At 66.3% G+C, this 19,776-nt stretch carries 20 protein-coding genes and 1 pseudogene; 13 read left to right on the forward strand and 8 right to left on the reverse strand.

Annotation, left to right across the window (positions count from 1 at the left end):
- Positions 1-147 precede the first annotated feature (147 nt).
- Complete coding sequence (locus ACFTSA_RS05450; protein ID WP_377950187.1) at positions 148-1,005, forward strand: SRPBCC family protein; 858 nt, start codon at positions 148-150, stop codon at positions 1,003-1,005.
- Between the two features lie 183 nt (positions 1,006-1,188).
- Here the strand turns inward: ACFTSA_RS05450 and ACFTSA_RS05455 are convergent, their stop codons facing one another.
- Complete coding sequence (locus tag ACFTSA_RS05455) at positions 1,189-3,408, reverse strand: NADP-dependent isocitrate dehydrogenase (protein WP_377950188.1); 2,220 nt, start codon at positions 3,406-3,408, stop codon at positions 1,189-1,191.
- A gap of 377 nt (positions 3,409-3,785) precedes the next feature.
- Between ACFTSA_RS05455 and ACFTSA_RS05460 the strand changes: the two genes are divergently transcribed.
- Both ACFTSA_RS05460 and ACFTSA_RS05465 read left to right on the forward strand, forming a co-directional pair.
- Positions 3,786-4,787: a trypsin-like serine peptidase gene (locus ACFTSA_RS05460; RefSeq protein WP_377950190.1), complete on the forward strand. Its 1,002-nt coding sequence runs from the start codon at positions 3,786-3,788 to the stop codon at positions 4,785-4,787.
- Positions 4,771-4,953 carry a hypothetical protein gene (locus tag ACFTSA_RS05465; protein WP_377950191.1) on the forward strand — a complete coding sequence of 61 codons (183 nt, stop codon included), beginning with the start codon at positions 4,771-4,773 and terminating at the stop codon, positions 4,951-4,953. The genes ACFTSA_RS05460 and ACFTSA_RS05465 overlap by 17 nt, the downstream gene beginning before the upstream one ends.
- A 76-nt stretch (positions 4,954-5,029) precedes the next feature.
- Here the strand turns inward: ACFTSA_RS05465 and purH are convergent, their stop codons facing one another.
- Positions 5,030-6,700, reverse strand: a complete 1,671-nt coding sequence (gene purH, locus ACFTSA_RS05470; RefSeq protein WP_377950192.1) for a bifunctional phosphoribosylaminoimidazolecarboxamide formyltransferase/IMP cyclohydrolase — start codon at positions 6,698-6,700, stop codon at positions 5,030-5,032.
- A gap of 180 nt (positions 6,701-6,880) precedes the next feature.
- Here purH and ACFTSA_RS05475 point away from each other — a divergent pair, with 180 nt between their 5' ends.
- Positions 6,881-8,233, forward strand: coding sequence for an MFS transporter (locus ACFTSA_RS05475; protein ID WP_377950194.1), 1,353 nt, complete (start codon positions 6,881-6,883; stop codon positions 8,231-8,233).
- 25 nt (positions 8,234-8,258) lie between these two features.
- Here ACFTSA_RS05475 and purN read toward each other — a convergent pair whose 3' ends face one another.
- Positions 8,259-8,846, reverse strand: coding sequence for a phosphoribosylglycinamide formyltransferase (gene purN / locus ACFTSA_RS05480; protein ID WP_377950195.1), 588 nt, complete (start codon positions 8,844-8,846; stop codon positions 8,259-8,261).
- A 39-nt stretch (positions 8,847-8,885) separates the two neighbouring features.
- Here purN and ACFTSA_RS05485 point away from each other — a divergent pair, with 39 nt between their 5' ends.
- Positions 8,886-9,329: a hypothetical protein gene (locus ACFTSA_RS05485; protein ID WP_377950196.1), complete on the forward strand. Its 444-nt coding sequence runs from the start codon at positions 8,886-8,888 to the stop codon at positions 9,327-9,329.
- A gap of 22 nt (positions 9,330-9,351) precedes the next feature.
- Here ACFTSA_RS05485 and ACFTSA_RS05490 read toward each other — a convergent pair whose 3' ends face one another.
- Positions 9,352-10,671 (reverse strand): DUF6350 family protein, encoded by a 1,320-nt coding sequence (locus tag ACFTSA_RS05490; protein WP_377950240.1) that lies wholly within the window; start codon positions 10,669-10,671, stop codon positions 9,352-9,354.
- 175 nt (positions 10,672-10,846) lie between these two features.
- On the opposite strand from ACFTSA_RS05490, the gene ACFTSA_RS05495 reads away from it, so the two are divergent.
- A complete protein-coding gene (locus ACFTSA_RS05495; protein WP_377950197.1) occupies positions 10,847-11,308 on the forward strand; it encodes a DUF4383 domain-containing protein in 462 nt (153 codons plus the stop codon).
- A gap of 158 nt (positions 11,309-11,466) precedes the next feature.
- On the opposite strand, the gene ACFTSA_RS05500 is transcribed toward ACFTSA_RS05495, so the two are convergent.
- Positions 11,467-11,658: a hypothetical protein gene (locus tag ACFTSA_RS05500; protein WP_377950198.1), complete on the reverse strand. Its 192-nt coding sequence runs from the start codon at positions 11,656-11,658 to the stop codon at positions 11,467-11,469.
- 141 nt (positions 11,659-11,799) lie between these two features.
- Here ACFTSA_RS05500 and ACFTSA_RS05505 point away from each other — a divergent pair, with 141 nt between their 5' ends.
- Positions 11,800-12,915 (forward strand): hypothetical protein, encoded by a 1,116-nt coding sequence (locus ACFTSA_RS05505; RefSeq protein ID WP_377950199.1) that lies wholly within the window; start codon positions 11,800-11,802, stop codon positions 12,913-12,915.
- 88 nt (positions 12,916-13,003) lie between these two features.
- A complete protein-coding gene (locus ACFTSA_RS05510) occupies positions 13,004-13,180 on the forward strand; it encodes a hypothetical protein (RefSeq protein ID WP_377950200.1) in 177 nt (58 codons plus the stop codon).
- A 142-nt stretch (positions 13,181-13,322) separates the two neighbouring features.
- Here the strand turns inward: ACFTSA_RS05510 and ACFTSA_RS05515 are convergent, their stop codons facing one another.
- Together ACFTSA_RS05515 and ACFTSA_RS05520 are read right to left on the reverse strand one after the other, a co-directional pair.
- Entirely contained in the window at positions 13,323-14,093 is a 771-nt protein-coding gene (locus ACFTSA_RS05515) for a MarR family winged helix-turn-helix transcriptional regulator (protein ID WP_377950202.1), read from the reverse strand.
- Positions 14,094-14,195: 102 nt separating this feature from the next.
- Positions 14,196-15,068, reverse strand: a complete 873-nt coding sequence (locus ACFTSA_RS05520; protein ID WP_377950203.1) for a PRC and DUF2382 domain-containing protein — start codon at positions 15,066-15,068, stop codon at positions 14,196-14,198.
- 420 nt (positions 15,069-15,488) lie between these two features.
- Between ACFTSA_RS05520 and ACFTSA_RS05525 the strand changes: the two genes are divergently transcribed.
- From ACFTSA_RS05525 to ACFTSA_RS05535, 3 genes are read left to right on the forward strand one after another with little or no spacing between them, the layout of a single operon-like run.
- The gene (locus ACFTSA_RS05525; RefSeq protein WP_377950204.1) at positions 15,489-16,562 is read left to right on the forward strand and encodes a hypothetical protein; all 1,074 of its coding nucleotides are present in this window, start codon (positions 15,489-15,491) and stop codon (positions 16,560-16,562) included.
- Positions 16,559-16,990, forward strand: coding sequence for a phage holin family protein (locus ACFTSA_RS05530; protein ID WP_377950205.1), 432 nt, complete (start codon positions 16,559-16,561; stop codon positions 16,988-16,990). The genes ACFTSA_RS05525 and ACFTSA_RS05530 overlap by 4 nt, the downstream gene beginning before the upstream one ends.
- Positions 16,987-17,628 carry a DUF3618 domain-containing protein gene (locus ACFTSA_RS05535; protein ID WP_377948707.1) on the forward strand — a complete coding sequence of 214 codons (642 nt, stop codon included), beginning with the start codon at positions 16,987-16,989 and terminating at the stop codon, positions 17,626-17,628. Before ACFTSA_RS05530 ends, ACFTSA_RS05535 begins: the two co-directional genes overlap by 4 nt.
- Before the next feature lie 95 nt (positions 17,629-17,723).
- On the opposite strand, the pseudogene ACFTSA_RS05540 reads toward ACFTSA_RS05535, so the two are convergent.
- Positions 17,724-17,826, reverse strand: a pseudogene (locus ACFTSA_RS05540) (DUF2945 domain-containing protein); the annotation flags it as partial.
- A gap of 176 nt (positions 17,827-18,002) precedes the next feature.
- On the opposite strand from ACFTSA_RS05540, the gene ACFTSA_RS05545 reads away from it, so the two are divergent.
- Complete coding sequence (locus ACFTSA_RS05545; protein WP_377950207.1) at positions 18,003-19,439, forward strand: flotillin family protein; 1,437 nt, start codon at positions 18,003-18,005, stop codon at positions 19,437-19,439.
- A gap of 57 nt (positions 19,440-19,496) precedes the next feature.
- Entirely contained in the window at positions 19,497-19,745 is a 249-nt protein-coding gene (locus ACFTSA_RS05550) for a hypothetical protein (protein ID WP_377950208.1), read from the forward strand.
- The last annotated feature ends 31 nt before the right edge of the window (positions 19,746-19,776 follow it).

Raw genomic sequence — 19,776 nt, forward strand, 5'->3', positions numbered from 1 at the left:
CATTTCGCCGTTCCGGGCTTCATAATCAGCAGCCTTAGTTTCTCTCTTCAAATGCAAACCGCTTCCCGTTACCTTGGAGGTGTTCCATCCGGACAAGGCACAGAACCACGGGCCAACCCGCCCGTACGCTGAAGGAGTGAACCAAGCATGGCAACTGTTCAGGAATCGATCACTGTCGATGTCCCCGTACGCCAGGCCTACAACCAATGGACCCAGTTTGAGGATTTCCCCAATTTCATGAGCGGCGTGGACGCCGTCCGCCAACTCGATGACACCACTGTTCATTTCGAAACCAGCATTGCGGGTGTGAAGCGCGAGTACGACGCCCAGATCACCGTGCAGGAGCCGGACCAGCGCGTCACCTGGGAGAGCCTGAACGAGCCGCGGAACTCAGGCACGGTCTGGTTTGAGTCCGTGGGCGACAACGAAACCAAGGTGAACGTCGAGCTGACCTGGGAGCCCGAATCCGCGATGGAGAAGCTGGGCGCAGCCACCGGTCTTGATTCCCGGCAGGTCGCCGCGGACCTGAGAAAATTCAAGAAGTTCATCGAGCACCGGGACACGGAAACCGGCGCCTGGCGGGAAAGCGTGAGCGGCGGCGAGGTGGAAGGTGACGCGGGAACGACGGCGGCGGGTACAGGAACCGGCACCGGCGTCGGGATGGGTGCCGGCGCCGGTACGACGGGCGTTGGAACGGCCGGCGGCGGAACGACCGGCGCAGGCGCTGGAACCGGAGCGGCCGGCGCCGGGATGGGAGCTACAGCAGCGGGCGGCAACGGTGACCCGGGTGCAAGCACCGGCTACTCGGAGGGCGCCGGGATGGACGCGGTCCCGGGCCGCAGCTATGAATCCGGTGACGCCTACGACGCCGCCGCGACGGAGCGGCCGGTGGACGCGGACCCGGACATGGCGGTTGACGCCCCCTACGGGGACGATGAAACAGGTGAGCCGCGGAACGAAACCCGGCACACGGACACCCGCCGCGACGACATCCCCGACCGGTAGTTCAACGTCCGGCCGGTAACTCAGAAGCCAGGCCGGATTCCCGGCAGCACGCGCCAAAACACACAGAAGCGCCCCGCCACTCGCAGGAGTGGCGGGGCGCTTCTGTTGCTCAGCCGGGATTGCGCAACCGGGCTTGCTCAGCTGGACTTGCTCAGCCCGGCTGCCGAGGCGCGGGTCGGAGACCTAGCTGAGGCTGGCGACGATCTTGTTGAGCGTTGCGGACGGCCGCATAACGGCGGCAGCCTTCTCGGCGTCGGGGCGGTAGTAGCCGCCGATGTCGACGGGCTGGCCCTGTACGCCCAGCAATTCGGAGACGATGGCTTCCTCGTTGGAGCTCAGCGCGTCGGCAACCGGCGCGAAGGAGGCTGCCAGTTCGGCGTCCTCGGTCTGCTTGGCCAGTTCCTGTGCCCAGTACTGGGCCAGGTAGTAGTGGCTGCCGCGGTTGTCGATCTCGCCGGCCTTGCGGCTCGGGGACTTGTTCTCCAGCAGGAACGTGCCGGTGGCGCGGTCCAGGGTGTCGGCCAGGACCTGGGCGCGGGCGTTGTCCGTGGTGTTGGCCAGGTGCTCGAAGCTGACGGCCAGCGCCAGGAATTCACCCAGGCTGTCCCAGCGCAGGTGGTTTTCCTTCAGCAGCTGCTGAACGTGCTTCGGGGCGGAGCCGCCGGCACCGGTCTCGAAGAGGCCGCCGCCATTGATCAGCGGAACGATGGACAGCATCTTGGCGCTGGTGCCCAGTTCCAGGATCGGGAACAGGTCCGTCAGGTAGTCGCGGAGCACGTTGCCGGTGACGGAGATGGTGTCCTGGCCCTTGCGGAGGCGCTCCAGGGTGAAGGCGGTGGCCTTCACCGGGGACAGGATCTCGATCTGCAGGCCCTCGGTGTCGTGCTCCTGCAGGTATTCGCGGACCTTCTCGATGAGCTTGGCGTCGTGTGCGCGGGTCTCGTCGAGCCAGAACACCGCGGGGGTCTGGGAGGCGCGGGCGCGGTTCACGGCCAGCTTCACCCAGTCGCGGATGGGCAGGTCCTTGGTCTGGCAGGCGCGCCAGATGTCGCCCGGGGCAACTTCGTGTTCGATCAGGACGTTGCCCGAGCCGTCGACCACCTGGATCTTGCCGGGGACCTGGGCCTCGAAGGTCTTGTCGTGGCTGCCGTATTCCTCGGCGGCCTGGGCCATGAGGCCGACGTTCGGGACGGTGCCCATGGTGGTGGGGTCGAAGGCGCCGTTCGCGCGGCAGTCGTCGATAACAACCTGGTAGATGCCGGCGTAGGAGCTGTCCGGCAGAACTGCCAGGGTGTCGGCTTCCTTGCCGTCCGGCCCCCACATGTGGCCCGAGGAGCGGATCATGGCGGGCATGGAGGCGTCAACGATGACATCACTGGGGACGTGCAGGTTGGTGATGCCCTTGTCGGAGTCGACCATGGCGATCGCGGGGCCTTCTTCGAGGCCCTTCTTGATGGCCGCCTGGACGCCGTCGCGGACGTCCTCGGGCAGCTCGTCCAGTCCGTTGAGGATGGAGGCGAGGCCGTTGTTGGGGCTCAGGCCGGCGGCGGCGAGCTGCTTGCCGTAGGTGTCGAACAGCTCGGAGAAGTAAGCCTTCACTACGTGGCCGAAGATGATGGGGTCGGAGACCTTCATCATGGTGGCCTTCAGGTGTGCCGAGAAGAGCACGCCCTCTTCCTTGGCGCGGGCTACCTGGGCTGCCAGGAATTCGTCCAGGGCGGCGGCGCGCATCACCGTGCCGTCGATGACTTCACCGGCGAGAACCGGGAAGGCCTTCTTCAGGACCTTGACCGTGCCGTCCTCGCGGACCAGCTGGATTTCGATGGTGCCGTCGGCCGGAATCACCACAGACTTCTCATTGGAGCGGAAGTCGTTGGCGTCCATGTGTGCCACGTTGGTCTTGGACTCAGGGGTCCAGGCACCCATGGAGTGCGGGTTCTGGCGCGCGTAGTTCTTGACCGACAGGGGCGCGCGGCGGTCCGAGTTGCCTTCGCGCAGGACAGGGTTCACGGCGGAGCCCTTGATCTTGTCGTAACGGGAGCGGATGGCGGTCTCTTCGTCGGACGTGGGGTTGTCCGGGTAGTCCGGCAGCTTGTAGCCCTGGGACTGAAGCTCGGCGATGGCGGCCTTCAGCTGCGGCACGGATGCGCTGATGTTGGGCAGCTTGATGATGTTGGCTTCCGGCTTCTTCGCCAGTTCGCCCAGTTCGGCCAGGGCGTCACCGATCTGCTGCTCTTCAGTGAGGTAGTCGCCGAAGACGGCGATGATGCGGCCGGCCAGCGAAATGTCGCGGGTCTCCACCTGCACACCTGCCGTCGACGCGAACGCCTCGATGATCGGCAGGAACGAATAAGTAGCCAGCATCGGCGCTTCGTCGGTGTGGGTATAGATAATTTTGGCCATGCTCGGGCGTCTCCCTGAAGGTCGGCTTGTATCTGGTATTCCGGTCTATTTCACCAACCTTTAACTTACCCGAGGTGAACCGGATGGACCTTACCCGGACGGCCGGATGCCCTTGAATGACCCCGTTCCTGTGGCTTCCGCCACACTATCCATTGTCCCCGGAGCCAAGGAGTCCTAATCTTTCTCTCATAAACGAATACCGCTTCGGCGGCTGAACCCAGTTGGAACCCCTTGCGGCAGGGGCAGATCAGCACACCCCTACCTGGCAAAACAAAACTTGAATCGTCACTAAACCGAGCTTGTCATCCCCCGGGTAGGTCAAATCAGTCACCCGGCGTGCCTCCCGGGGCCCGCCCCACCTGATAGGTAGGACCGCAATGACGAGCAAAAAGACTCTGGCCGGCAGCCTTCTTAGCCTCTCCACAGGTCTGCTGCTGGCCGTGAGCGCCCTCGGCGGCGCATCAGCCTCTTCCGCAACGTCGCAGGACTTGACCCAGCTACAGGTCGCAAGCACCCCCGTGTCCAGCCCGCAAGGATACTGGACACCCGAGCGCATGCGCGCCGCTGTTCCCGGCGATGTGCTTGCCGCCAAGGCCGTGGCCCGCCAGGACAACGAGGGGCCCGCGTCCGCGGCTGCCGTTGAGACGGGAGCGGTCACCAGGTTCGCCGGCACCGCCCCGCAGACCACGGCATCCACGGCCCTGCACGCGAACGAATTTCCGGTGGCACACATCGGCAAGGTCTTCTTCACACTCGCCGGTAACAACTACGTCTGCTCCGGCAATTCGATCGCCGCGCAGAACAAGAGCCTCGTGGCCACGGCTGGCCACTGCGTCAATGAGGGGCCCGGCGCCTTCGCCACCAACTGGATTTTCGTGCCGGGATACGTCGACGGCAGGGCGCCCTATGGGAAGTGGCCCGCCCGGTCGCTGCACGCCGCACAGAACTGGACCTCCGGCGGCGACATCCGGTACGACACCGGCTTCGCGGTGGTCGCCAGGGTGGGCGGCAGGTCCCTGGCCGACGTGGTGGGGGCGTCGGGCGTGGAGTTCAACCAGCCCCGCGGCATGAGGTACAAGTCCTACGGCTACCCGGCCGCGGCCCCGTTCACCGGCCAGAAGCTGATCAGCTGCACGGGCACCGCTCACGATGACGCCATCAACCCGCAGTTCAACTCCCAGGGCATTTCGTGCGACATGACGGGCGGTTCCTCGGGCGGACCGTGGTTTGCCCAAGGAGACACGAATGCCGTCAGCGGGGCGGATGGCTTCCAAAACTCCGTTAACAGCTACGGATACGGAACGAGTTCCACCACCATGTTCGGGCCGTTCTGGGGCTCCACCACCATGAAGGTCTACGACAGTGCACAGCGGAAATGATGACGATACCGACGCCGCTGGCGGCGCCGCGGTAAGCCACAGCGTCAACCAGCCGCCCGAGGATGTCCTGGCCTACTGGACCCCGGAACGGATGGCCGAAGCCGTTCCCCGGGACATCCGGTTGCCGGCCGCGGAGGACAGCGGCCCCAGGTCCGAAGGAAAGTAAAGCAAGTTAAAGCCCGACGGCGGCCGTCCCCTTAAGGGGGCAGCCGCCGTCGGGCTTTACTTGCTTGCGGGGAGAATTAGTGGAAGAAGTGGCGGGCGCCGGTGAAGTACATGGTGATGCCGGCAGCGTTGGCCGCCGCGACGACTTCCTCGTCCCGGACCGAGCCGCCGGGCTGCACCACAGCCCGCACGCCGGCGTCGATCAGGATCTGCAGGCCGTCGGCGAACGGGAAGAACGCGTCGGAGGCAGCAACGGCGCCCCGGGCACGGGCGGGGGCGCCTGCTGCGCCGGCGTTGGAGGCGCCGCCGGCACCGTCGACGTCGGACTCAACCTGGACGCCCAGAGTGTTGGCCCGCTCGACGGCGAGCTTGCAGGAGTCCAGGCGGTTGACCTGGCCCATGCCGATGCCGACTGCGGCGCCGTTAGAGGCGAGCAGGATGGCGTTGGACTTGGCGGCGCGGCAGGCGGTCCAGGCGAAGGCCAGGTCGGCGAGCGTGGCGTCGTCGGCGGCTTCACCGGCGGCGAGCGTCCAGTTGGCGGGGTTGTCGCCGTCGGCGTTGACCTTGTCGGCGACCTGCACCAGCACGCCGCCGGAAACCTGGCGGATCTCGGTCGGGTAGCGGCCGTAGCCCTCGGGGAGGGACAGCAGGCGGATGTTCTTCTTCTTGGAGAGGATTTCCACGGCCCCGGGCTCGAAGCCGGGGGCGATGACCACCTCGGTGAAGATGTCCTTGACGGTGTTGGCCATGCCGGCGGTAACCGTGCGGTTGGCCGCGATGACGCCGCCGAACGCGGAGACGGGGTCGCAGGCATGGGCCTTGGCGTGGGCGTCCGCGATCGGGTCGGCGGCGTCGGCGGACGCGACGGCCACACCGCAGGGGTTGGCGTGCTTGATGATGGCGACGGCGGGCTCGGCGAAGTCGAAGGCGGCCCGGAGAGCCGCGTCCGCGTCCACGAAGTTGTTGTAGCTCATGGCCTTGCCGTGGATCTGGTCTGCCTGGGCGATGCCTGCCGGGGCTGCCTTGTCCACGTACAGTGCTGCCTGCTGGTGCGGGTTCTCGCCGTAGCGCAGCACCTCGGAGCGTTCCAGCGCGAGGCCGGCGTAGGCAGGCCAGTCGATGACGCCGTCGCCGTCCTCGTCGAGGAACTGGCTGGCGGTCCAGGTGGCCACGGCCGTGTCGTAGGTGGCGGTGTGCGCGAACGCCTTGGCGGCGAGCCGGCGGCGCGTCTTGAGGTCGAAGCCGCCCTCGGCGGCGGCGTGGACCACGTCGCCGTAGAACGTCGGGTCAACCACAATGGCGACGGCGGCGTGGTTCTTCGCGGCGGAGCGCACCATGGCGGGGCCTCCGATGTCGATCTGCTCCACGACGTCGTCCTGTGCGGCCCCGGACTTGACCGTCTCCACGAACGGGTAGAGGTTCACCACGACGAGGTCGAAGGCCTCAATCTCCATCTTGGCGAGGGTCTCCATGTGGGCCGGGACGCGGCGGTCGGCGAGGATGCCGCCGTGGACGCGCGGGTGGAGGGTCTTAACCCGGCCGTCGAGCATTTCCGGCGAACCGGTGACTTCTTCGACCTCCTGGACCGGGATGCCGGCCGCGGCGATCTTCTTGGCGGTCGAGCCGGTGGAAACAATCTTGACGCCAGCTGCGTGCAGGCCCTTGGCGAGCTCCTCCAGACCGGTCTTGTCGTATACCGAGATCAGGGCCCGGCGGATGGGAACACGGTCAAGCTGCGTCAAGCTCACAAAAGTCTCCGTCTTTATCTCGCGGTTGATGTGCCGCGGTTGGTGGGGATACGGCCCAGTTTATCGTGTCGGCGGACCCCTTCCTGCTGGCAGGCCCAGTGTGAAGACTGGACTGTTCGTGGCGTAATGGTCCGGCCCTGGGCGGCGTTCCGCAACGTAAGGTTTAAGCAGGAGGCCGAGATGAATATTTATACCGCTGTGCCCAGTGGCGAGCAGGTAGTCCAGGAACTGCCGTGGCGCTGGAAAGTGCAGGGCAGGATCTTCGTGATCGGCGGCCTGGGATTCATGTTCGACGCCTGGGACGTCACCCTTAACGGCATTCTCATTCCGCTGCTGTCCTCACACTGGAGCCTCACCGCGGGCGAGGCCGGATGGATCGGCACGGCCAACCTGATCGGCATGGCCCTCGGGGCCTTTATCTGGGGCACCATCGCTGACACCATCGGTCGCAGGAAGGCCTTCACGGCCACGCTGCTGATCTTCTCGGTCTTCACGGTGCTTGGCGCCTTCTCCCCTGACTTCCTCTGGTTCTGTGTCTTCCGCTTCATGGCAGGGTTCGGCCTGGGCGGCTGCATTCCGGTGGACTACGCGTTGGTGGGTGAGTTCACGCCGCGCAGGCAGCGCGGCCGGGTCCTCACCGCCATGGACGGATGGTGGCCTGTGGGTGCGGCGCTTTGCGGGTTCGTGTCCGCCTGGCTGGTGGCAACCTTTGCCGACTGGCGCCTGACCATGCTCGTCATGGTGCTGCCTGCCCTGCTCGTGTTCTGGGTGCGGCGAAGCGTTCCCGAGTCACCGCTGTTCCTGATCCGCAAGGGCCGCCGCGACGAAGCCGCCCGGGTGATTGACGGTCTTGTCGAGGCCACCGGAGCCGAGCCCCGGGCCTACAGCCTGCCCGAGCCGCTGGCCGTGCCGCGGCTTTCGGCCGGCAGCGCGTGGCAGCAGTTGCGCGGGGTCTGGCAGTTCAACTGGAAGATCACGGCCGCCGCCTGGGCACTGTTCATGAGCATCCTGCTGGTCTACTACCTGTCCCTCACGTGGATGCCACGGATCCTGATCGGCGCCGGCTTCGCCGAATACAAGGCGTTCCTGACGACGGCGGGGATGGCCGCCGTCGGGCTCCTGGGCGTGATCGCGGCAGCGCTGCTCGTGGAGCGCGTGGGCCGCAAGTGGCTGCTGGCCGTCACGGGACCGCTGTCCGCGCTGATCCTCGTGGTGGTGGCATTCGTTGTGGATGTTCCCACGGCAGCGGTGTTCTGGCTGCTGGTGTTCGGGTTCGTGGTGCAGGTGGCCATTCCGGTGCTCTACGCGTACGTTTCCGAGCTGTACCCGACGGAGCTGCGCGGCAGTGGCTTCGGCTGGGCGTCGACGTTCTCCCGGCTGGGTGCTGGCTTCGGCCCGCTCATCTTCGCGAACTACTTCTGGCCGCAGCTGGGCCTCGCCACCTCATTTGCCCTCGCCGGCGGCCTCGTGGTCCTGTCCGTGCTGTGGATGGCGTTCTTCTCTCCCGAGACCCGCCAGCGGCGCCTCGAGTAGCGCCGCCGCCCCAACAACCGCGGGCTTAGTTGGGGGTGTTCGCCGCGGCGTACTCGGCGGCTAGTGATGCCAGCGTGGAGACCAGGAGCCGGCGCTCCACCACCTTGATCCGCTCGTGCAGGGTTTCCTCGGTGTCGGCGTCCTCGATGGCCACGGCTTCCTGCGCGATGATGGGGCCCGTGTCCACGCCGGCGTCGGCCCAGTGCACGGTGCAGCCAGTGACCTTCACGCCGTAGGCCATCGCGTCGCGGACTCCGTGGGCGCCGGGGAAGGAGGGCAGCAGGGCGGGGTGCGTGTTGAGGTATTTTCCGTCGAACGCGTCGATGAACTCGGGGCTCACGATCCGCATGAAGCCAGAGGACACCACCACGTCCGGCTGGTACGCGGCAACGGCATCCGTCAGGGCGGCGTTCCACTCCGCGCGGTCCGGGTAGGCCTTGAAGTCCACCACGAACGTGTCGATCCCGGCCGCAGCCGAACGTTCCACGCCGTAAGTTCCCGGGCGGTCCGCGCCCACCGCGGCGATCTCGACACCCAGGTCCCCGGCCTGAACGGCGTCGATGACGGCCTGAAGATTGGAACCGGTTCCGGAGACGAGGACTACTATGCGCATTGCTCAAGCTTAGGCGGACGCTCGCGTAGGCTGGAAAACATGAACCCCACTCCGGGCCCGCAGGGGCCGCAGCGGACCGCGCGTCCGCTCAGCGAGGAGGCCAAAGCCTCACTCCAGAAGACGCACACGCTGTTCCGCATGTTCATTGTTGCCGTGCTGGGCGCGTTCTTCGTCTTCCAGCTGGACCTCGCCTACCTCTGGCTCACGGCCATATTGACGGCGGCGGGCATCGTCCTGGGGATCATGGTGCTCATCAGGGCCATCCGGCTCAAGGAATCCAAACTCGTCCTGTTCGGCACCATCTCCGGCCTGGTGGTTTCGGCGGTCATGGTTCTCCTGGTCCTGACCTCTGCGCTCTTCTTCAACCAGATCCGCGACTTCCAGCAGTGCTCACGCCAGGCGCTGACCAGCAAGGCAAGCACGGAGTGCCGGGCCAACCTGGAGAACTCGCTGCCCGGACCACTGAAGCAACCCGTGCGCTAAAGCCTGCCCAGCAACCCGAAGGCTACTTGCTGCTCGGGGCAGTCCCCAGCTCGGCGTCCCGGAGCTGCCGGCGTTCCAGCCACGGTCCCGCCACGTGTCCAATGACGACGCCGATGCCCACTTCCGCTGCGAGCCAGACTGCCGTCCACAGCGGGTCCGGGCCTATGTCCCTGAGGCGGCCGATGCCAGCCGAGCCGCGCGCCAGCCAGGCGAGTGCGGCCGCCAGCACGCCGGCCGCCCCGCCGACGATCAGCGCCAGAAAGAGGGTGGACGCCGCGGCGGTCAGCCAGCGGACGTGGAGCTTGATGGACAGCCATTCATCGAAGTGGTTTTCACCTTCCCGCAGGAACCACCAGCCGGCCAGGACACCGGCGAGCACGGGAACCACCAGCGCCACGGGGCCGAAATCGAGGGGGCCGGAAGGGATCGCGGCAAAAACCGGAATGGTGGGCAACGGCCCCACGGCGGTCCCCAGCGGTCCCACCTGAGAGCCGGCGCCCAGTGCGAACCCGGAGCCGGTCAGCCAGGCGAGCGCGAAGACGGCGAGGTTGGGGAGGAAGCCGAGCTGCGCAACGGTGAGCGCCGCGCCTCCGACGGGTCCGGCGTCGAGCGCTTCATAGACCGCCACCACAAGGTTCCAGTGGATGAACAGGTCCACGGCCAGCAGCGCCGAGGAAATGGCGAGCGCCGCGGTCACGGCCACGAAGCCCGCCTTGGCTGCCGAGGCGAGGTACGACCCTGCCCACCGCGAATGCTGGCTGGTGCGGGCGATCCAGTCGACGGCGTCGACGCCGATCAGCCGGCTCCATGAACCGGCTTCCCGCCGGGCGCCGATCACCATCCCGAGGCCGAACGGAACCAGTGGCAGCAGTCCGGCCCACCAGAGGAAAACCCCAACGTCCTCGGTCCGGCAGATGAACCCGGTGGCGATGCCAAATCCCGCATAGACCAGCCACGAGCCGAGCAGCGCCTGCCACAGCTGGTCCGTGTATGACGCCCGCGCCAGGCGCCTGCCCGCCCGCCAGGCCAGCAGGAAGGGAATGAGTGTGAGGCCCAGCGGCAGCAGCGACAGCGTGCCGGTCTCCGGCCTCGCGGCAGCGCCCTCCCCCACGGTGGTGAGATACAGGGGCACCCCGTGGATGATCAGCCACGCCTGTCCGGCGAGCCGGGCCAGTGCGTCGAGGCCGGCGCTGCCGAAGCCGGAGGTGGCCCACACCGCAACGATGGGGGCTATGACCACCAGCGCCGAGATGATGGCCGCCTGCGCGGACTCGAGCCCGCCCTGCAGCCACAGGGGCATGGGAAGGCCACGGTCTCCGGTCTGGTCAGCACGCAGTTTCATCGCCTCCCATCGTGCCATGCGGGGCGCCGCTCACCCGTTTTCGACAGGCTCAACGGCGCGGGAAAGTCGGACGGTCATGCGCCCGCGCCGGTACACGACAGGCCCGGCCGCGGGCGCTTTTTCCGGGGGCCCGACGTAAAATTAGCTTGTCCGCATTCAGTGGTTGGAGGCAGAAATGACTACCGCATCCCCACATGCACACGGCGTCCACTTTGGCAGGACTGACGTCCAGAACGCTGGCATGGGTGTAGGTATTGTCTTGATGGTGGTCGGTGTGCTGGGGTTCATCCCGGGCATCACCGCACGGTATGGCGAACTGATGTTCTTTGGGCCTGATTCGCACGCCATGTTCCTCGGCCTGTTTCAGGTATCCATGCTGCTCAACATCGTGCAGCTGGTCATTGGCGCAACCGGCTGGGCCATGTCCCGCGGAGAGATGGGCGCTCGGAGGTTCCTCATGGGAGCCGGCGCGCTGTACCTCGTCCTTAGCATCTACGGGCTCAGCGTCGGAGTGGATTCGGCGGCCAACTTCCTGTCGCTGAACATGCTGGACAACTGGACGCACATGGTGCTGGGCGTGCTGATGATTGCCGCTGGCTGGATGTTTTCACGGCATTCGGTCGAGGACAGGAAATAGCCCGGAACGCGAACGCCGGGAACTAGGAGCCGCGAATGAATAGATATCTAATCTGAGTATTCGTACTACCGGTTGGTGCAGGCGGCCACGCGAATTCGTGGGCGGCTGCACCAACTTTGTGCGGACACTTTGGTGAACGATTCTTCGCAGGACTTCCGTCAAAAGCCGGTCTTGAAACGGATCTGGGCGTAGGGCTCGCTGGGGAGGTTCCCTGCAGTCCAGGGCTCCTCGGACGGTTCGTTCCGCACTTCGCCGCGCCCGTCACGCAGGACCGCCAGAACCGTTGCCGAAATGGCAACGACGGAGACTAGGGCCAGCAGCACAAGGACGACGACGATGGATCCGGACATCTCTCAAGCACCTTCTGCTTCAATTTTATTGCGATTCAGCGCGCCCGCTCCTGCGCGAATATTTTTCCTCTGGACGGAACGGGGCGCCGGGCATATTCTGGTCTCCCATCGCGCTGGGGGGTGAATCGAATGGGCCACAGGGTGCGTTTACTGGACGCAACCGTCCTGCGCGCCCTGCTGTTGCCCGTTCTCCTGGCCCTGGCGTGGATTATTTGGGGTGCGGCGTCAGCCGACGCAGCGCCCGCGGACACCGTGACGGCCGGTTCGCCTGCAAGCGGGTCCCTCGTCAAAACCCCCGTCGCCGCCATCGCGCCGTCGACAGTTTCCGCTCCCCTGGCTTCCGCTGCCTCCCGGGTTGCCCCCGCCGCCAAGCTGCTGCCGACTCCGGCAGTGCCGCCGGCACCCAGCCTCCCGGCTCCCGTTAGCAGGCCTGTGACGACCGTCATCGGCACCGTGGCGGACACGGCCGGAGCCGTGGTCAATGGGGCATCGACGACGGTGACCACCGTGGCAGCGCCCGCGGTGGACACAGTGGACAACCTGGCTGCCGCCGCGGAAGACATCGTTTCTTCGGTGCCGAAACTGCCGGTGTCTCCTGCGGTGCCCACTATTCCTTCGCTCCCGGTTCCTGTTGTTCCGGTGCCCGTGCCGTCTGTTCCGGTTCCGCCGGTCCCTGTCCCGTCTGTGCCGGTGCCTGCAGTACCGGTGCCTTCAGTGCCGCTGCCTGGACTGCCCACGGTTCCCGTACCGGGTGCCACAGCGCCGACGCCGGCTCCCGGCACCGGGCACAGCTCGCCAGATCTCGCCACGCCTGCGGGTGATGTTTCGCCCTCGGATGCCGGGCGGGGGACCACCCCTCGAAGGGCCGCAGACGGGGCCAGGTCGGCAGCACCGGCCGCGACAGCAGTCACGGTCACCCCCGCTGCCGCCGACGGTGTCCCGCTCGCGGGCACGGGCCTCTCACTGGCCGAGCTCCAGATGACCACACCCGGGCGGCGAGAGCCGGCAGGCGCCAGCCATTCGACGCACAACAACACGAACCTTCATGCGCTGCCCGGCGGCCATCTTCCATCCTTCGCCGCAAGCGAGGGGACGTCTGGGAACGCTTCCTCGGGCTCCGAAGGTTCTGGAGCCCAGGCCGCCGATGCAGCGGGAGACTGGGACAGGACGCCCCTGCTCGCCGGGGCCCGGCTGTTCGATGCCGCTCAGAACCTTCCCGCCAGCCCAGCCTTCGATCCGGGGTGTTCCCCCGACTGAACAGGTCAGCTCTGCCCACCTTCAGGGCAGAAAAGACCACCTGCGCAGCCCTGCGCAAGGACCATCAGTTCAGTCAGGAGAATATGTCATGTCTACGCACGCCCCGCTGTCTGCCGCCTCCCGCCCGTCCCGCCCGCAGTCCGGGGCCGTCAGCTGCCGGATCGGCAACTGGCCCGACCCCATGCGCGGCCGGATCGGCAACTGGCCCGACCCCATGTCCGCCCTCATCGGCAACTGGCCGGACCCGATGCAGCAGCGAAGCTAGAGATGTCCCCGCAAAGCTGGAGCGCGGTCCGGACCTGAGCCCGGACCCGCCGACGCGAACAGGAGCGCCAACAGGAGAGTGTCGCCGCGCGCGGCGCGGCGACACTTGTCCTCACAAATAACTCGCCCTGCTGGCAGCAGGTTTACTTAGTGCCGGAGTCACCGCTCCCGGCTGGCTTCTCCACTATGCCGGCGCGGTCCTGCGCCGCCAGCGTGGCGCCCTGCCCTTCAGCCTGGTTTGCCTCGGCGGCCTCAGCTTCTGTGGCCGCTGCCCGCAACGCAGGGTCTGCAGTGGAGTCCGCGCCCGGAGCCTGCTGCGCACGTTCCGTGGGCGCGCTTTCTGTGAACGTAGCCGCTGTGGGCGAAGCGCCTCCAGCCGGCGCGTCTTCCGAGGTCGCACCAGCTACTGCCGAACCCGGTTCCGCGGTGGCGTCCGCGCTTGGTTCGGCGACGACGGCTGCCGAGTTGTGGTTCTTGGCCGAGCCAGGCTTAGGGCGGCCGGGAAAATAGCTGATGACGCGCGCCAACTCCCGGCCCAGGGCAGTGCCCTGAACCACGTCGGGGGGCAATGCCTCCTGCTCCGCTTTCCGTGCCGCCTCGAGCGCCTGGCGGCCCGCTTCCGTTATGGATACGAGGTTGTGCCGCCGGTCCAGCGAATTAGACTCGCGCGCCACAAGCCCGGCCCCCTCGAGCCGCGAAAGCACACGGCCAATGGACTGGCTGCGGACTTTGATGTCGGCAGCCAACTCTTCCTGGTTCAGCGGGCCTTCGAGAAGGCCCTGCAGCGCGATGACTGCGGCGTGCGTGAGGCCGAGCTCAGCCAAAGCCTGGTCCTGCCGGCGCTGGACAAGCCTGGCGGCCATGGACAGCAACTGGTGCGGCCCCCACTGCTCTGCGTCAGGATCCGGGACCATCGGTATAGACCTTCTTTCCCCTTTGAGCCCGTGCTGGCAACACGGCCAGCCCAAAATGCCGGCAACACCGGGGCCGGAAACCCGGCCCCGGCGTTAGGCACGTCAACGGCGGGTGTCCTCCACGCCGTCGGCCTCAATACGCTCCTTGCGGACCTGTTCGTCCACCGTCATCTCGTCGGTGACCGTCTCGGTGTCCAGCCTTACCCGCTCAACCGGCACGGCCTCCTTGTCCACCACGGGACGTTCCTCGTGGAGCACTACTTCGTGTTCCGCCTCGCCCAAGTCCGGGCCCCTCAGCGCGTCGTCCCGGTTTCCTTCCGTGATCGGTTCGCGCTCCAGCCGTACTTCCTCGCGTTGCACGGGACCTGTCTGGGTCACGTTTTCGGTCACCACGTATTTGCGCAGACGGGCCCGGCCGGTAGCCTGCCTTTCGGTGCCAACATTCACGCGCTCCTCCGAACGGGTCATGGCGTCACCATCGGCCAGTCGGGACGCATCACGTGCGATCCTGTCGTCTGCCGCGCTGTAGGTTCCGCCGCCGCCTGCGGCGGCGAACCCCGCATCACGCTCGGTGGCGGAATGGCGGGCAGCGGACTGCTCGGCCGCCCGGCCCGAGTCGGCGCGGTGTCCGCTCGCAGCTTCGGTATAGGTCACGTTGCCCTGTAGCTGGTAGTGCTCGTACAGCCGGTCTTCCTCTGATGGATCAAGGTGACCCTCAGCGTCCACGCGCGGAGCGTCCTTGACTTGGTCCTTGGTGTACGGGACAACAATGTCGGATCCCTCGAGCCGTGCTCCCTCAAGGGGAATGAAGGACTCCGACGTTCCGAAAAGGCCGGTCCGTGCCGTCACCCAGGTGGGCTGCCCGTTGTCATCATCGGCGTAAACCTGGCCGAGGGAGCCAATCTTGCCTCCGTCCGCGGAGAGGATGTTGCCGTTCTTGTTGAGCAGATCGTCGATGTGTTCCTTGGTGAGCATGCTGCCTCCTTGGAGTTTGACTTCGTGTTCACATTGGCTGTTCACGCTGGGGCCGACGACGGCGCAGCGGCAGTTTGCGGCGCACTATCGCCACCCTGAGGCGGCAACTGGCGCACACTGCCGGGCTGTTCGCCGTCGCGGCCGAGACCGATAGTTCGACCTCACACTTATACCCTAAGCATGCTTACTATCAGATTGGCAAGCCTGCTTAGCTTTTTTCTTGTGATCACCCCATGTGGTCAGCGCCACATGCCGCCATCAGCCGGCCTTCACTGCGGCGCCGCTCGGGAGGTTGCAGAAGTAAGGGTGGGAAAAAATGGCAAGGGTGCTTACTATTTATTAGTAAACATGCTTACCATTGCATGCCAGCAACGCTGGTTCCTGTACAGCAGCTGCCCCTTTCGGAAAGAGAGAGCGAAGATGACTGAGAACCAATGGCCGCAGGACGAAAACCTCACCGCTCCCCCGGCCACACAGAACACGGGTTACGGCGCCGGCACCACCGGATACAGTGCAACTGGAGCGGGCACCACTGGCTACACCGGCACTCCGGGCTACCAGGACGCTGCGTCCTCGAGGAAGGATGTCGCGAAGGAAGAGGCCGCGAACGTCGCCGATGAAGCTAAAGGTGCCGCCCAGAACGTGGCCGAGACGGCCAAGACCGAGGCAAAGAACGTGGCGTATGAAGCCAAGAACAGCGCCCGCGATCTGCTGCACCAGGCGAAGTCGGATCTCACCGACCAGGCCGGCACCCAGCAGGCCAAGGCCGCCGAAGGCATCCGCAACATCTCCTCACAGCTGCGCACCATGGCCGACGCACCGGACCAGCAGGGCGTGGCCGCGGACCTCATCCGCCAGGCCGCCGACCGCTCCGAATCTGTCGCATCCTGGCTGGACAACCGGGACCCGGGCTCACTCCTGAACGAGGTCAAGTCCTTCGCCCGCCAGCGCCCGGGCACCTTCCTGCTCCTCGCCGCAGGCGCCGGCCTCCTCGCCGGACGCCTTGGCCGCAGCCTGCAGGCCGGCGCCCCGGAAACCCGGACCTCAACGGGCGTCGGGTCGACCGGCGGCACCGTTCCTCCATATCCCGTGCAGCCGCCTGCCACGGAGGGCAGCCTGGGCGCCGGAGTCGGCGCACCGCTTTATGACCAGGCCGAACTCGGCGAACCTGCCTACACCCAGCAGGCCTACAGCGAGCCAACCTACGGAGAACCCGCCACCGGCCAGCCCGCTTATGGCGAACAAACCTATGGGGAACAGCCCGCCTACGGCGAACCCGCCACCGGCCAACCCGCCTACGGCGAACAGACCTACGGGGAACAGCCCGCCTACGGCGAACCCGCCACCGGCCAACCCGCCTACGGCGAACAGACATACGGTGAACAGACATACGGTGAACCAGGCGTCGGTGAGCCCGGCCCCGGTGAACCGGGATACGGCGAACCGAGGCGGCGGGCCACTGAAGATACCGAGGGTGGGGGGCGTCCCCTGTGAGCAGCCAGATACCCGATACCCCGCAGACGGCCGCGCACACCAAGGCCGACACCACCTCCCTCGGTGACCTCCTGGGCGAGGTCACCCGGGACCTGTCCACCCTGATCCGGCAGGAAATCGAACTCGCCAAAGCCGAACTCAAACAATCCGGCACCCGCGCCGGCAAAGGCGGCGGCATGCTCGCCGGCGCCGGCGTCGCCGGGCACTTCGTGCTCCTGTTCCTCTCCATCGCCCTCTGGTACGCCCTCGGCGAACTCATGGGCCTGGGCTGGTCCGCCGTCGTCGTCGCCATCATCTGGGGCATCATCGCCGCGATCCTCGCCTCCCTCGGACGCAAGGAACTCAAAACCATCCAGGGCATGCCCCAAACCGTCGAAACAGCACGGGAAATCCCGCCCACCCTCAAACCGAACGGAGACCACCGATGAGTGAGAACCCGGACGCCATCCGCGCCGACATCGAAGCCACCCGCGCCCGCCTCGGCACCAACGTGGACGCCGTCGCCGACAAAGTCACCCCCTCCAACATCGTCCACCGCCAAACCAGCAAAGTGAAGGACGCCGTCTTCGGAGTCAAGGAGAAAGTCATGGGCACCGCCGAGCACACCACCCACAACGCCACCGGCAGCCTCCACCACGCCGCCCACTCCACCACCAGCGGAGTGCACCAGGCCACCGACGCCGCCGGCAACGCCCTCCACGACGCCGGCGAAGCGATCGCCGACGCACCCCACCAGGTCGCCGCCAAAACCCAGGGCAACCCCCTCGCCGCCGGGCTGATCGCGTTCGGCGCCGGGCTCCTCGTCTCCTCCCTCATCCCCCCGAGCGAAAAGGAACGCGAAGCCGCCGACGCCCTCAAGACCGCGGCCGAACCGGTCACCACCCAACTCACCGAAGCCGCCAAGGACATGGCCCAGGGCTGGAAGGAACCCGCCCAGGAAGCCGTGGAAAACGTCAAAGCCACCGCCACCGACGCCGCCCAACACGTCAAGGACGAAGGCCAAACCGCCGCCCAGGACGTCAAAGCAACCGCCACCGACGCCAAAGACCACGTCCAAAACACGTAGGTCTGACAACAGCTAAGAGTCAAAGTACGACGACGGCCGGCCCGCTCTGCGCGGGCCGGCCTTTTGTCTGCGGTCAGGGCACTTGCGGTCGGCGATTAGCCCTTCTTCTCCGTCAGCGCACGAGCCTTGTGCGCGGCCCGTCTTGGCGGACTCCACAACGTACTGCGGTTCGTCCTCGCGGGCCCTGTGGGTGTGGCCGCCGGCCTTAACCGAATTCGGTTGGGCCTGAGAGCCAGCTCTCCGAAAGCGCCAGAATTGCTGGACTATGCCCCGGCGCACCACCACACTGTGTATAAAAGCTGGCAATTCGGCGCGCGAGGGATTTCCGGCACCGCAGTTCCCGTGCTTTCTGATTGCACTGAGAGGACACCGCCATGGAGAACCTGGCAGCCATCCTGCCCCTGATTGTCATCGTTGTCTCGGTGCTGCTGGGCATTTTCATTGTCTGGCTGGCCGTCAAGCTGATGTGGAAAGTGGCCGAACCGAACGAGGCCCTCATCATTTCGGGTCTGACGCGCGGCACCCTGGAAAGCACCGACGGCATGGACTTCAAGATTGTCACCGGCAAGGGCGCACTGGTGGTGCCCGGACTGCAGACCGTCCGGACGCTGTCGCTGACGCTGAACGAGACCGAACTCAAGGTCTCCTGCGTTACATCCCAGGGCATCCAGGTGATCGTGGAAGGCGTTGTCATCTACAAGATCGGGGACGCACCCGCCTTTATTGCCAATGCCGCGCGACGGTTTCTTGGGCAGCAGCCGAAAATGGAAAGCCAGGTGTACAACGTCTTCGAGGGCCACCTGCGTTCCATTATCGGCAGCATGACCGTGGAGGAAATCATCCGCGAGCGCGACAAGTTGGCGTCCCAGGTCCGCGGCGCGAGCGGCGTCGAGATGGAGAAGCTGGGCCTGGTGGTGGATTCCCTGCAGATCAAGGACCTCCAGGACCCCACCGGCTACATCCAGAACATCGCCAAGCCGCACATCGCCCAGGTCAAGATGGAGGCACGCATCGCCGAGGCCACCCGGAACCGCGAGGCCGCGGAGCGGGAAGCCGAGGCCGCCGCACAGATCGCCGATGCGCAGAGCGTCTCCGCCATCAAGCAGTCGGCCGCGCAGGCCAACGCGGAACGGGCGAAGGCAAACGCAGCGCAGGCAGGCCCGCTGGCCGATGCCACCGCCCGCCAGCAGGTGGTGGTCCAGGAAACAGAAGTGGCCAAGCTCGAGGCAGACCGCGAGGAACAGAAGCTGCAGACCACCATCCGCAAGCCGGCTGACGCCAAGGCCTATGCACAGCGGACCGAGGCGGAGGCTCAGAAGGCGGCGGACATCAGCGCCGCCGAAGCACGCGCCAAGCGGACGGAACTCGAAGCCCAGGCCAATGCCCGCCGGGTGGAAGTTGAGGCGCAGGCCAACGCCAGCGCGGCGGCAGCAATTGCCGGCGCCACCCGCGTGACGGGCGAAGCCGAAGCGGCAGCCACGAAGGCGCGCGGCGATGCCGCGGCGTCCGCCATCAAAGCGAAGGCGCTGGCCGAGGCGGAAGGCATCAAGGCCCGCGGCGAGGCACTCGAAAGCAACCAGGACGCCGTCATCGCCCAGCAACTGGCGGAGAACATGCCGTCCATCGTGGCAGCGGCGGCCGAACCGTTCGGCCACGTGGACCAGCTCACCGTCCTGAACGGCGCCGACGGCCTCAACAGCATGGTGGGCGGGATCATCACCCAGGCCGGCTCGTTCCTGCCCCGTCTGTCAACAGCACTGAAAAACGGGCAAAACCACGCAAAGCAGCCACCCAAGCAGCCCAGCGCCTAGGAACGGTGCCCCAAGGAAGCCGAGGAACCAAGGGAAGCCCGGGGGAAGCCTAGGGACATGGCACACAGGAACGTTGACCGGAGCCTGACCGGGAAGATCGGCAGGGTGAGCGGGAAGATTGGGCCCGGAACCGTGGGCGAGGTAATGCTTGCGTACCGCGGCGGCACCAGCGCCTTCCACGCCTACCCGTTCGACAAAGTCAGTGTCTTTCCTGTGGGTGAGGAGGTGCTGGTCATCTATTTCGAACCGCCTCAGACAGTCTTCGTGGACGAGCTGCCGGACGTCCTCCGCCACGGGGAACTCTAGTCCCCGCCTGTTAACCCAACCTTCCCCTTCC

Source organism: Arthrobacter sp. NPDC057013, from assembly GCF_042674585.1.
Classification (GTDB): domain Bacteria; phylum Actinomycetota; class Actinomycetes; order Actinomycetales; family Micrococcaceae; genus Arthrobacter.